Source organism: Epibacterium sp. ABV4_022 (assembly GCF_056159345.1).
Genome location: NZ_JBSWVA010000001.1, coordinates 3991501 through 4004623 on the forward strand (window position 1 = coordinate 3991501; position 13123 = coordinate 4004623).

11 protein-coding genes are annotated in these 13123 nt (G+C 63.6%); 2 read left to right on the top strand and 9 right to left on the bottom strand.

Annotated features, from left to right (window positions below):
* Positions 1-14: 14 nt before the first annotated feature.
* The 4 genes from ACXAF5_RS18890 to ACXAF5_RS18905 form a co-directional block, all read right to left on the bottom strand.
* The gene (locus ACXAF5_RS18890; RefSeq protein WP_239368064.1) at positions 15-614 is read right to left on the bottom strand and encodes a LolA family protein; all 600 of its coding nucleotides are present in this window, start codon (positions 612-614) and stop codon (positions 15-17) included.
* Positions 615-681: 67 nt separating this feature from the next.
* Positions 682-3756, bottom strand: coding sequence for a DNA translocase FtsK (locus tag ACXAF5_RS18895; RefSeq protein WP_474947746.1), 3075 nt, complete (start codon positions 3754-3756; stop codon positions 682-684).
* Positions 3757-3876: 120 nt separating this feature from the next.
* Positions 3877-5055 (bottom strand): aminotransferase class I/II-fold pyridoxal phosphate-dependent enzyme, encoded by a 1179-nt coding sequence (locus tag ACXAF5_RS18900; protein WP_474947747.1) that lies wholly within the window; start codon positions 5053-5055, stop codon positions 3877-3879.
* A gap of 107 nt (positions 5056-5162) precedes the next feature.
* On the bottom strand, positions 5163-6494 hold the full coding sequence (locus ACXAF5_RS18905) for an amidase (protein WP_474947748.1): 1332 nt from the start codon (positions 6492-6494) through the stop codon (positions 5163-5165).
* Between the two features lie 176 nt (positions 6495-6670).
* Here ACXAF5_RS18905 and ACXAF5_RS18910 point away from each other — a divergent pair, with 176 nt between their 5' ends.
* Positions 6671-7897, top strand: coding sequence for a UbiH/UbiF/VisC/COQ6 family ubiquinone biosynthesis hydroxylase (locus tag ACXAF5_RS18910; RefSeq protein ID WP_474947749.1), 1227 nt, complete (start codon positions 6671-6673; stop codon positions 7895-7897).
* Positions 7898-7916: 19 nt separating this feature from the next.
* Here ACXAF5_RS18910 and ACXAF5_RS18915 read toward each other — a convergent pair whose 3' ends face one another.
* The 4 genes from ACXAF5_RS18915 to ACXAF5_RS18930 all read right to left on the bottom strand — a co-directional run bounded on the left by ACXAF5_RS18915 (position 7917) and on the right by ACXAF5_RS18930 (position 10692).
* Entirely contained in the window at positions 7917-8102 is a 186-nt protein-coding gene (locus ACXAF5_RS18915) for a Trm112 family protein (RefSeq protein ID WP_474947750.1), read from the bottom strand.
* Entirely contained in the window at positions 8099-8743 is a 645-nt protein-coding gene (locus ACXAF5_RS18920) for an LON peptidase substrate-binding domain-containing protein (RefSeq protein WP_474947751.1), read from the bottom strand. Before ACXAF5_RS18920 ends, ACXAF5_RS18915 begins: the two co-directional genes overlap by 4 nt.
* A gap of 27 nt (positions 8744-8770) precedes the next feature.
* A complete protein-coding gene (locus tag ACXAF5_RS18925) occupies positions 8771-9706 on the bottom strand; it encodes a tetratricopeptide repeat protein (protein ID WP_474947752.1) in 936 nt (311 codons plus the stop codon).
* 197 nt (positions 9707-9903) lie between these two features.
* On the bottom strand, positions 9904-10692 hold the full coding sequence (locus ACXAF5_RS18930; RefSeq protein WP_474947753.1) for an exodeoxyribonuclease III: 789 nt from the start codon (positions 10690-10692) through the stop codon (positions 9904-9906).
* Between the two features lie 318 nt (positions 10693-11010).
* On the opposite strand from ACXAF5_RS18930, the gene ACXAF5_RS18935 reads away from it, so the two are divergent.
* On the top strand, positions 11011-12129 hold the full coding sequence (locus tag ACXAF5_RS18935) for a TauD/TfdA family dioxygenase (protein ID WP_474947754.1): 1119 nt from the start codon (positions 11011-11013) through the stop codon (positions 12127-12129).
* Positions 12130-12287: 158 nt separating this feature from the next.
* On the opposite strand, the gene ACXAF5_RS18940 is transcribed toward ACXAF5_RS18935, so the two are convergent.
* Positions 12288-12974 carry a response regulator transcription factor gene (locus tag ACXAF5_RS18940; RefSeq protein WP_005617145.1) on the bottom strand — a complete coding sequence of 229 codons (687 nt, stop codon included), beginning with the start codon at positions 12972-12974 and terminating at the stop codon, positions 12288-12290.
* Positions 12975-13123 lie beyond the last annotated feature (149 nt).

A 13123-nucleotide genomic window follows, 5' to 3' on the forward strand; every position in this document is an offset into this window, starting at 1 on the left:
GGGCGCAATTCGATTCAGCGGTCGCGTTTGGGACGCGAAATGCTGAACAGGCTGGACCGAAACGACATCCCGGTCTGCATATCCCCCAGGATCACCGTGGTTTCCTCGCCGGCGCCGCCATGGATCACCCATTTACGCAGCTGCACCGGATTGTCGGTGAACATCAGCTCGATGCTGCCGTGCTCCGGGTTCTTGGGGTCCTGTGCCCGCACCACCGTCGACACCCCGTCAAACCCGTGCCCCACGACCATGTTGGCCTGCCCGAGATTGACCCGGCGCGCCAGGATGATCGACAACGGCGTCCGGCTCAGCGGATAGGTCTCCGGCGGCTGGTTCGACTTGGGGTCCATGATCGCAACGGTTCCGGCTTCCGCCAGCACCAGGCCGGAATGCGGTGGATCATACTCGAAGCGCACCTTGCCCGGACGGCGGATATACAGCTGCCCGGTGGACAGGCTGCCGTCGTCATTCACCTGCGTGAAGTCCGCCTGCGCGGTGGCAAAGCTGTTCAGATAGGCCGAGATTTCATTCAGGCTCAGCTTCTCCGCCGCGGTTGCCGCGGTGGAGGCCAGCGTGGTTGCGCCAAGCGCAAGAGCAAAGACAAACTGTTTCATGATGTAGAAGATATGCGCGTGTGACCCAAAGTGAAGAGGCCGGGCAGAGCGCCCGGCCTTTTGTCGCCTATTGCTCGGGAACGAGGATTTCCCTTTTGCCCACGTGGTTTGCGGGCGAAACGAGGCCTTCTTCCTCCATCTGCTCCACCAACCTCGCGGCCTTGTTATAGCCAATGCCCAGCTTGCGCTGGATGTAGGAGGTCGAACATTTGCGGTCCTTGATGACAATAGCAACCGCCTGATCGTAGAGTGCATCCTCGCCATTGGTGTTGCCGCCTGTATTGAGGCCCAGCACCGCGTCGATATTGTCGGCCTTCTCGTCATCGGGGCCTTCGACCACGCCGCCGACGTAATCGGGCGGGCCGAATTGTTTCAGGTGGTTCACCACCTCCTCGACCTCTTCGTCCGACACAAACGGGCCGTGGCAGCGGGTGATCTTGGCGCCACCCGCCATATAGAGCATGTCACCCATGCCCAGAAGCTGCTCGGCGCCCATCTCGCCCAGGATCGTGCGGCTGTCGACCTTGGAGGTCACCTGGAAGGAAATCCGCGTCGGGAAGTTTGCCTTGATGGTGCCGGTGATGACGTCCACGGAGGGGCGCTGCGTGGCCATGATGAGGTGAATACCCGAGGCCCGCGCCATCTGCGCCAGACGCTGGATGCAGGCCTCGATCTCCTTGCCCGCAACCATCATCAGGTCGGCCATCTCGTCGACGATGACGACGATATAGGGCAGTTTCTTGGGCTCGAACTCTTCGGTCTCGAACACGGGCTCGCCGGTGTCGTCGTCAAACCCCGTCTGCACGGTGCGGCTGAACATCTCGCCCTTGGCCAGCGCCTCAGAGACGCGGCCATTGTAACCCGCGATATTGCGCACGCCCATCTTGGACATCTTGCGATAACGGTCTTCCATCTCGCCCACGACCCATTTCAGGGCCACAACCGCCTTCTTCGGGTCCGTCACAACAGGCGAGAGCAGATGCGGGATGCCATCATAGACCGACAATTCCAGCATCTTCGGGTCGATCATGATCAGGCGGCAATCCTCGGGCGTGAGCTTATAGAGAAGCGACAGGATCATGGTGTTGATCGCCACAGACTTACCGGAGCCGGTGGTCCCCGCGATCAGCAGGTGGGGCATCTTGGCGAGGTTGGCGACCATACTGTCGCCGCCGATGTCCTTGCCCAGCGCCAGCGGCAGGTTCTGGGTGCCATCGCCAAAGTCCCGGCTGGCGAGGATTTCGCGCAGCACCACTTTTTCGCGGTTCTCGTTGGGCAGTTCGATCCCGATCACCGAGCGGCCGGGAACCGTGGACACACGAGCCGACAGCGCCGACATCGACCGTGCGATGTCATCCGCCAGACCGATCACGCGCGACGCCTTGAGACCGGGCGCGGGCTCCAGCTCGTACATGGTGACCACCGGACCGGGCCGGACCGAGACGATCTCGCCCTTGACGCCATAGTCGTCCAGCACGGATTCCAGCATGCGTGCGTTTTCTTCCAGCGCCTCGTCGCTGAGGTGATGCCGCTCGATGGCGGCCGGGTTGGTCAGCAGGGACAGGGGCGGCAGTTCAAAATCGCTGCTGTCGTCCTGGAACAGGGTGGGCTGGGCTTCTGCCTTCGCACGCGTCGAGGGCTGCACCGGCTTGCGTTGCGGCTGTTCGACCACGGCCTTGCGCGGCTCGGCCACCGGAATGTCCATCGGCGCCATGGCCGCCGCCGGTTTTGGATCGGCGCGCGGTGTGATCGGAACCCGCGGCAGCTCCGCCCCGCCAGTGTCGGGCGTGGCGTCCTGTACTGTCGAGACGGGAGCGTCTGGCAGGGCTGTTGGCGGGGCTTCGGGCAGGTCCTCGGTCGGGACCTGATCGCTCAGGAACACGTCCGGCGCTTGCGGCTCCACCATCGTTTCGGCCACCGGATGCGCGGGCGCCTGCGGGATCGGGGTCGGGACCGGGGCCTGCGGGGGCGTAGCCATCTCTTCCGGATGCGCCGACAGCGGCGGTTCCGCAACGTGAGATGCCTGCTGCGCCGGGGCATTGAAGATCAGCGGCTCGGGCCGTTTGCCACGCCCTTTGGTCAACGGCAGGTTTGGATCGGGTTGCGGCGGCTCGTGCTGGGCGCGACGGATCCGCACCGCATTGGCAATTTTCTGTGCGATCCGTTCGTCGCCGGGCACATCATCATCGACATGCGCAACCGGTGCCGGGTCGACCAATTCGGGCTCCGGCATTTCCACCGGTTCCGCCCGGCGGATCAAGTTGGTGGCCCGGCTGAACAAACCGCCACGTTCTTCCACCTGCGGCGCAGGCTCCGGTGCTGGCGCAGGCGCATGCAGGCCGAACTGCGGCTCGGTTCGTGCAAAATGGTTTTCCGGCAACGGGTCGCTGTAGACCAGCGGATCTTCCTCGGTCTCTGCCTCAACCGCCATGGCCCGCCGTTCGGCGCGCCTCGCCTGCCAGTTGCGCGCCGCCTGCAGACCACCGCTGGCGCCACGCCCCGTCAGGCTCGCCAATGTACCATAGGCGAGGATCATCCCCACCAGCAGGAACCGCCCGATCCGGGACAGCTCCGAACGGGTGAACCCCAACACAAACGCGCCGAGCGCCACCATCGCCAAGGCGGTCAGAAACGACAGGAACTTGACCAGAAAAGCCAGCCCGAAGGGCAGCAGCGCCAACAGGCCGCCAAGTGCGGTATTGCCGATCATGCCCCCGAGGCCAAAGCTGTGAAACGCTCTCCACTCCGCGTCCGGCACCAGGGTCTCATAGTGCAGCGCGACCACAATCAGCCAGAACACCAGCATCAGCGCGGGCCAGAGAATTCGCTCCTCGCCCTTGTGCAGCAGGAACCGCCCGCCCCAGGCAAAGAGGAACACCGAAATCGCCCAGGACCCTTTGCCCAGAAAGGTAATCAGCAGGAAAGAAATCGACGCACCGGTCTGGCCAAGCCAGTTCTGCACCGGGGCATCCGTGGACACCATCCAGTTGCTGTCGTCCGGCGTGTAGCTGCCGATCATCGCAGCCACCAGCAGCCCGATACCGATCAAAAGGAGCCCGATCAGCTCCTTGCCACGTTTCTCAATGGCTGCCTGCATGTTGCTGTCCAGAAGCGGATCCCGCCCGCGGGTTTGAAATGCCATGCCTACCTCGGTTCGCTCGCGTGGGGCATCGGCTGTTTCGCTCTTGGATCAGCCCCACCGGTGTTTCGTCTTGCTTTTGGCCTGCCCCCGACATCTGCGGAAGCAGGCAGTCCTGTCATCTCAATAGAGACAATCGCGCAGCACCGTAAGGGCGGTGCGTGTTTGTTCCTCTGACGCAACCAGCGCCACGCGGATATATCCGTGTCCGGGGTTTTCTGCCCCCTTGCCCTGCGCCAGGAACGCGCCGGGCAGCACCCGCACGCCGGTCTCCTGCCAGAGCCTCAGCGTCGCCGCCTCGCCATCCTCGACCGGCAGCCACAGGAAGAACCCTGCCTCAGGTGACATGTAGCCGTTCAGCCCTGCAAACACCTCGTCCGCGATGCGGTATTTTTCCTGATAGAGCGCGCGGTTCTCAACCACATGCGCCTCATCCGCCCAGACCCGGGCGGCCGCGGCCTGCAAGGGGCCCGGCATCGGTGCGCCGGCATAGGCGCGCAGTTTCTTCACCTGCACCAGCGTTTCGGGTCCACCGGCCAACAGGCCGGAGCGCAGCCCCGGCAGGTTGGAGCGTTTGGAGAGCGAGTTGAACAGAACCACCCGCTCCGGGTCTGCGCCCATTTCATCTGCCACGGTGAGGGCGCCGACGGGGGCCTCGTCGCGATATATCTCGGAATAGCACTCATCCGCGAAGATCTTGAAATCGTACTTCTCTGCCAGCGCAATCAACTGCTGCCAGTAGGCGCGCGAGGCCACCGCGCCCTGCGGGTTCGCGGGCGAGCAGATATAGGCCACGGCGGTGCGGTTCAGCACATCCTCGGGCAACGACGCATAATCCGGCAGGTGGCCGGTCTCTTCGGTTGCGGGCACGAACACCGGCTCCGCCGCAACCGAAATCGCTGCGATCATATAGACCTGATAAAACGGGTTCGGGATCAGAACCACTGGCCGCTGGCGGTTCTTTTCCTCGGGGCAAAGCGCCATGGCCGCATTATAAAGCCCCTCGCGGGTGCCGTTGAGGGCCATCAGCCGGGTCGCCGGATCAAGCGTCACGCCATAGCGCTGCGCCGCCCAGTCCGCCATCGCACCGCGCAACGCGTCGGTGCCCTCGTTCTGCGGGTAGTTGTTGAACGCAGAGGCATTCTCCACGATCACATCGGTGACCCATGCGGGAAATTCGTGTTTTGGCTCGCCAATGGTCAATTGCACCACATCGCCACCAGGCGCGTGATGGTCAAGAAGCGCACGCAAACGCGGAAACGCGTAGGGCGGCAGATGGGCAAACCGCTCGGGAAACTTCATGTCTGTGCCTCAATACCGGGATCGTAATCGCCCCGTTTGCCCCGCAAGTTACAGGCCAAACGGGCATGCGTCCACCCGCTGATGGCGCGGATGCAACAGTGTGTCTTTCAGGCCAGTGCGGCCTCGATACCCGCGCCTACGCGCAGCAGCGCCTCCTCGCAGTCGGGCTGACCGATCACCTGCAATCCGCAACTGGGGGTGCCCGTGGGCAGCGAGAGCGCGCAGACGCCCATCAGGTTGCCAATGCGGGTGTTGCGCAAGGTCATCAGGTTCGAGGTGACGTAGTAGTCGTGATCGCTCTGCAAGCGGGCCAGGTTGGGCGGCAGGATGGGGGCCGCAGGGGCCAGCACCGCGTCAAATCCCGCAACCGCCTGATCCCAGACCATGCGCACCTGCTCCAACTTGGCCCAGGCCGCCACGTAATCCGCACCGGAGAAGTCCGCACCGGAGCGGAACCGGGCAAGGATTTCCGGGAACATCAGATCCGGTGTCGCCTCGATCACGTCTTTCCACAGACCGTAGGCTTCGGTGGTGTAGAGAATCGCAGAGAGCGCCATGGCCTCCGGCAGCTCCGGCACTGCAAGCGGGACGATCTCCGCCCCCGCCTCGCGCAGCTTGTCCAGCGCGGCGGCATGGGCAGTGGCCACCTCCGGCGCAAGATCGTCCTGCGCCACCGTCTGAAGGTCCGCAAATCGCTTGCCCTCGACCGATGCGCCCTCCAGATCCGGCGCAGTGGCCGCGCCTTCGATCAGCGCCAGCATCAGGGCGGCATCCTCAACCGTGCGCCCAAGCGGGCCAATGGTGTCGAACTTCAGGCACAGGGGCACAACGCCCTCAAGACTGACGCGGCCGGAGGTGGTCTTGAGCCCCACAAGGTCATTCCACGCCGACGGGATCCGCACCGACCCGCCGGTATCGGACCCGATCGCACCTGCCGCCAGCCCAAAGGCCACCGAAGCCGCCGCACCTGACGACGACCCGCCGGGCACCGCCTCGGGGTCATTGACGCAGGGCGGTGTCGCCTTGACCGGGTTCAGGCCAAGACCGGAGAACGCCAGCTCGCTCATATGCGTCTTGCCCAGGCACACCGCGCCCATGGCGGTTGCATTTTCCAGCACCAGCGCATCGCGATCCGGCACCCGGCCTTTCAGCAGATCCGAGCCCGACTCGGTTTCCACCCCGGCACTGTCGAACAGATCCTTCCAGCTGAGCGGCACCCCGTCGAGCGGCGAGCGGCGCAGGCCGGATTTTGCGCGTTCCTGCGCGGCCTTAGCCTCGGCCAAGGCGCGGTCGCGGGTGACTTGCGTGTAGATTCGCGCGGTCTCGGGATGGCTATCGATGGCCGCCAGATAGGTCTCTGTCAGTGCCACCGGGTCGATCTCTCCCGCGGCGATACCGCGGCCCAGTTGGGCGGCGCTCATGGTCAGCCAGTCCTGCATCGCGTGTGCCTTCTCGTGATCCCCGTGACGGGGCGGATTTCAATGTGTCGCCACCGTAGCGAGAGCGTTCCGGGCACACAATCCCGCGCGACCCTGCCACGAAACCCGCAAGCTGCGGCAGCGTGCCTCTGGACAATGGCATGGACAATTCCCCGGCGGGGCGCATATTGCGGGGCATGACTGATACGCGTGATATCCTGATCGTGGGCGGTGGCCTCAACGGCCCCTCGCTTGCCCTGGCGCTGGCACAGGCCGGCCACTCCGTGACGCTGATTGATGCGCTGCCCGCGCCGATCCGCGAGGATGCGGGCTTTGATGGCCGGTCTTATGCGCTGGCGCTCGCGTCCACGCGGCTTTTGCAGCAGATTGGCATCTGGGCCCGCATAGAAGATCACGCACAGCCGATGAACGAGATCAAGGTCAGCGACGGCATCGCCGGGCGCGGCCCCTCACCGCTGTTTCTGCATTTTGAGGCAAGCGATCTGGACGAAGGTCCGATGGGCTATATGGTCGAGGATCGCTATCTCCGCCGCGCCTTGTTGGAGGCGCTGGAGGCGGAGCCCAAGATCACGCAGATTTCAGGCCAGCGGGTGGTTGCACAGACCGTCAGCAGGGACGCGGTCACCGTCACGCTTGAGGATGGCACGCAGCTCTCGGGCGCGCTTTTGGTGGGCGCGGATGGTCGCCAAAGCGGCACCGCCGAACGCGCCGGCATCAAGCGCACCGGCTGGGACTATGGCCAGACCGCGCTGGTCTGCGCCATCTCGCACGCACAACCGCACGACGGCATCGCGCATCAGTTCTTCATGCCGCCGGGGCCGCTGGCGATCCTGCCGCTGCCCGGCCATCGCAGTTCCATCGTCTGGAGCGAAACCCACGCGGAGGCCGCCCGCATTCAAGCACTCTCGGATGAGGATTACCTCACCGTGCTGCGCCCGCGATTTGGGTCGTTTCTCGGAGAGATCGGGCTGGAGGGAAAGCGCTTCAGCTATCCGCTGAAACTGAGCCTTGCCAATGCGTTCTACGGCGAACGGCTGGCGCTGGTGGGGGATGCCGCACATGGGTTGCATCCGATCGCGGGTCAGGGGCTCAATGCTGGTCTGCGCGATATTGCAAGCCTTGCCGAAGTGCTGACCGATGCCGCCCGGCGCGGTGAGGACATCGCAAGCCCGCTTGTGCTGGCGCGGTATCAGCAGTGGCGGCGGTTTGACACGACGTCCCTGGCACTGGCGACAGATGTGTTCAACAAGCTGTTTTCCAATGACAATCCGATCCTGCGCGCCACCCGTGACCTGGGCCTCGGGCTGACCAACGCGCTGCCCGGACTGCGCCGGGGTTTTGTGCGCGAAGCCGCAGGGCTCTCGGGGGATCTGCCGCGTCTGTTGCGCGGGCGCCCGCTCTGACCGCGCGCCCGGGGCCAGGTCACTCCAGCGGGCGCGCCTCATCCGTCAGCATCACGGGGATCCCGTTGCGGATCGGAAAGGCGAGGTTTGCAGGCCGCGAAATCAGCTCCTGCGCCTCGGCGTCATATTCCAGCACCGTCTGAGTAACCGGGCACACAAGCGCCTCCAGCATGTGCCGGTCAAAGGCAGGTGTTGTTTCATTCATTGCAGTTTTTCCTCAAGCGAGCCGCCGCGCAGGGCAAACTCCATCAATGTGACCAGCGTTTCACGCCGGGTTGTGAGGCTGGGGGCTTCGAGCAGCGCCTGCTTGTCCTCGGGTTCGAAATCCAGCAGCATCGACAGCGAGTTCACCAACAGCTCATCCCCCGCTTCATCCAGCACGCCCCAGTCGGTCGACATCCCGCGCGCCTCCAGATAGCGCCCCAGCAGCTCCAACAGCGCCGCGCGGTCAAAGGCTGCATCCCCTTCGGCGTGCCCAAGATCCGCATCAAACCCGTTCCAGTCCACCGAACAGCGCCGATAGGGGGTGAACCCCTCGACCTCGGCCATGACGCGGAACCGCGAGAGGCCGCACAGCGTGATGAAATACCGCCCGTCTTCGGTTTCGGAAAACTGGGTCACCCGCCCGGCACATCCGATCACATGCAGGCCGCTCCCCTCCGCCTTACGGGCGCTACAGGGCTGGATCATGCCGATGACGCGATGGCGGGTCTTGAGGGCATCCTCGAGCATCTGAAGATAGCGCGGCTCAAAGATATGCAGCGGAAGCTTTGCCCGGGGCAGCAGAAGTGCCCCGGGCAAAGGAAAGACTGGGATCGTATCCGGCAGGTCTGCGGCTTTTATCATGACAGAGAACCTAGCGCCGCATTCGCGTCAGGCAAATATCATCGAGCTGAGCTTGCGGCGGCCATTGAGCACCACCGGATCATTGGGCTTCAGGGCCTCGAAAATGGTGAACAGCTGGGCTTTGGCCGCGCCGTCGTTCCACTCGCGGTCACGCCGGAACAACTCCAGCAGCTCCTGCACCGCCGCCTCGGCATCGCCTGCGGCGTGCAGGGCCTGCGCCAGATCAAAGCGGACCTGATGGTCGTCGGGATTGGCCTCGACCGCGGCACGCAGATCGGCGACCGGGCCTGCGTTCTCCGCCTGCCGCGCCAGTTCGATCTGGGCATGCGCCGCCTCGATTTCGGCCGCCGTGGAAATCTCGGCGGGGGCACCGTTCAGCACCGCTTCGGCCTGATCCAGTTCGCCCAGAGCCACGTGACACCGCGCCAGGCCGCTGTAGGCCGCGGCGTTCTTGTCGTCCTCTCCCAGGATCGCGGCAAAGACCTGCGCCGCATCCGCAGCCGCGCCTTCCTCCAGCATCTGCTCTGCCGTTTCCAACGCCTCGCCCAACCCGCCATCTGCAGTACTGCCCGCGGTCTCCGCCAGCTTTTGCAGAAAGGCGTCGATTTCCGACTGCGGCAGCGCGCCCTGGAACATGTCCACCGGGCGCCCCTGATAAAAGGCGACGACGGATGGGATCGACTGCAGCGGCAGCCCCTGCTGCGCCAACGCGGCGGCCAGGCGCTGGTTGTCGTCAACGTTGATCTTGGCCATCTTGACCGCGCCCTTGGCCTTGGTCACCGCTGTCTCCAGCATCGGGCCCAGCGTCTTGCAGGGACCACACCACGGCGCCCAGAAATCCACGATCACCGGGACCTCCATGGAGGCATCGACAACCTCTGCCATAAAGGTCTCTTCGGTCACATCCTTGATGAGATCGCCCGCAGGTGCCGCGCTCGCACCACCGCCCAGAATGTCCATCATTGCTCCGCACTCCTTTCGAGTCTTGCTTGCGCCCTATATGCGATTTCAGCGCCGGAAAACCAAGGGATGAGTTTGGCACCAAGCGTGCGTCTTGCGCACGCCGCACCGGCAGGTGCGGCGCCCGGCCCAACAAAAATGCGCGCCCCTTGGGGCGCGCGTCTTTTGGCGGGAGCCTCCCCGCCCCTTGATCCCGGAGATCAGAGATCGAATGTGGCAAAGACCGGCGCGTGATCGCTTGGCTTTTCCCACCCGCGCGCGTCGCGCAGGATGCGGCTGGAATGGGTGGCGTTGGTGATGTCGGGCGTGGTCCAGACATGATCCAGCCTGCGTCCCTTGTCGGCGGCGTCCCAGTCCTTGGCCCGATAGCTCCACCAGCTATAAAGCTGCCCGTCGGGAATGTCGTTGCGCGTGACATCGGCCCAGCCGCCCGCCTCCATCACCTGCGCCAGATGCTCCACCTCGATCGGCGTGTGGCTCACCACTTTCAACAGTTTCTTGTGGTCCCAGACGTCATCCTCGCGCGGCGCGATATTGAGATCCCCGACCAGCACCGATTTCTCGGGCCGGTCCGCATGGAACCAGTCCCGCATCTCGGTCAGGTAGTCGAGCTTCTGGCCGAATTTCACGTTCTTCTCGCGATCCGGCTCATCCCCGCCAGCGGGCACATAGAAATTGTGGATGGTCACGCCGTTTTCCAGCCGCCCGGCCACATGGCGGGCATGGCCGAGGCTGGCAAAATCCTTGTCGCCCACATCCTCGATCGGCAGCCGGGACAGGATCGCCACGCCATTATAGCCCTTCTGCCCGCGCGCAACCATATGGGTATATCCCAGCGCCCGGAACGCCTCCATCGGGATCTTCTCGACCGGGCTTTTGCATTCCTGCAGGCAGAGCACATCCGGCCCCTCTTCCTGCAGCAGCTTGATCACGATCGGTTCGCGCAGGCGCACGGAGTTGATGTTCCATGTGGCGAGGGTAAAGGACATGCGGGCTCTCTATCTCTGGCAAGTGTTTGCCGGGATATTGCCTGTGCCGCGCCCGAGATACCAGTGGGGCGCCTGCGGTTTCCTGCGCAATCTCGACGCCGTGAAAGGCCTTGCAAAACACCACGCCCCATATTCTACACTTGCACAAGAGACGCACAGACACGGGACTGGCCGAACTGATGGTACCGGTATTGGGGCAACGCCCCGGGCACCCTTACAAAAAGGCCTATGACTGGTGGCCGCCGCCGGCGCCTGCTGCTTCGCCCTGACGGGGCGATTCCACCACACTCTAGTCTCCCAAACGCCAGGAGGATTCTCATGGCACAGGCCGTTTTGCAGCCCGAGGACGCGTGCGTTCTCGTCTCTTTCACCGATGGCACATCCGCCCGCTACCCCTATATCTGGTTGCGCGACAATGACCCCGCCGGGTTTCATCCCGACACGCAGGAGCGGGTCACCGATCTCTCCGCGATCCCGCCCGACATCACCGCAGCATCCGTTGCGATCTCCGGCTCGCATCTGATGGTTCACTGGCAGGATGCGGCCCAGAGCAGCAGTCGCTTTGACCTGACCTGGCTGCGTGCACATGTGCCAGGCACACGAGCGTCTGATCCGGCGCGCACCGGGTTTCAGCCCTGGCGCAGCGATCTGGGCGCCGACGGCATCCCGCGCGTCGCGGCGCAGGAGGTGCTGACCTCGGATCGCATGCTGCGCAGCTGGCTGGAGCAGACCCAGATCATGGGCCTGTCGATCATCGAGGGGCTTGCCGACACAACCGAGGCCGGCATGGAGGTTGCCCGCCGCATCGGCTTTCTGCGGCAGACAAATTTTGGCGTCACGTTTGAGGTGAAATCCAAACCCAATCCCAACAACCTCGCCTACACCCCCATCGCCCTGCCCCTGCACACGGATCTGACCAATCAGGAGCTACCGCCGGGGTTTCAGTTCCTGCACTGCCTCGCCAATGAGGCTGTCGGGGGTGGTTCGCTGTTTTGTGACGGCTACGCCATCGCCGAGGACCTGCGCGACCAAGACCCCGAGAGTTTTGAGCTGCTTTCCACCGTCTCGGTCCCGTTCCGCTTTCACGACCATGAGACCGACATTCGCAACCGCAAGAAGGTCATCAACCTCGACGAAGACGGCCGCGTGATCGAGATCTGCTTTAACGCCCATCTGGCGGATAACTTCGACCTCGAGCCCGCATTGATGCAGCGCTACTACCGGGCCTATCGGCAGTTCATGATCCTGACCCGGTCGCCTGAATACCTCGTGACGCTCAAACTCAACGGCGGCGAGATGGTGGTTTTCGACAATCGGCGCGTGCTGCACGGGCGTGACGCCTTTGACCCGCAAACGGGCTATCGCCACCTGCACGGGTGCTACGTGGATCGCGGTGAGTTCGAGAGCCGCCTGCGCGTTTTGCACCGCACAGCCTGACACGCACAAATTGACACGGCACAAAAAAAGGCCGGGCGCGAAGCCCGGCCAGTCCAACAGGGAGGATGCATATCATAACCCGGATATGCGCGGGATTTCTGATGTGTCTCGACCGCATAACGTGTGCAGCCGAAACTTGTTCCACACCTGATTGTTGCCTAGGCCACCAACCGGTAACCGCCTGATTCCGTCACAAGGAGCCTCGCATTCGACGGATCGGGCTCGATCTTCTGGCGCAGACGATAGATATGGGTCTCCAGCGTATGGGTTGTAACCCCTGCGTTGTATCCCCAGACCTCATGCAGCAAGACGTCGCGGGGCACCACGCCATCGTTGGAGCGGTAGAGGAACTTCAGGATGTTGGTTTCCTTCTCGGTCAGACGGATCTTGCGCTCGTCTTCGGTGATCAGGATCTTCATCGCGGGTTTGAACGTATAGGGCCCAAGCACAAAAACCGCGTCCTCGGATTGTTCGTGCTGGCGCAGCTGGGCACGGATGCGGGCCAACAGCACCGGGAACTTGAACGGTTTGGTGACATAGTCATTGGCGCCGGCATCAAGCCCCAGGATCGTGTCCGCGTCACTGTCGTGACCGGTCAGCATCAGGATCGGCGACTTCACACCCTGCTTGCGCATCAGGCGGCACAGCTCGCGCCCATCGGTGTCGGGCAGCCCAACGTCGAGGATGATCAGATCATAGATCGCTTCCTTGGCGCGCTCCATTGCGCCCTGCCCGTCACCGGCTTCGAAGACGTCGAAATCTTCGGTCATAACAAGCTGTTCGCTCAGCGCTTCGCGCAGATCCTCGTCATCATCAACGAGCAGGATTTTCTTCAACTGGGCCATGTGGTGTCTCCTGTTGTCTTGTGTTCACAGATGTGTGCCTGCCCGCGAAAGAACAAGCTTTGCCATCACGGCTTCACGTCGACGTGTCCCCAGGCGCGGAAATATTTCACTTTTGCAGCAATTGAGCATAGGAGTAGGCTCCTGATGTT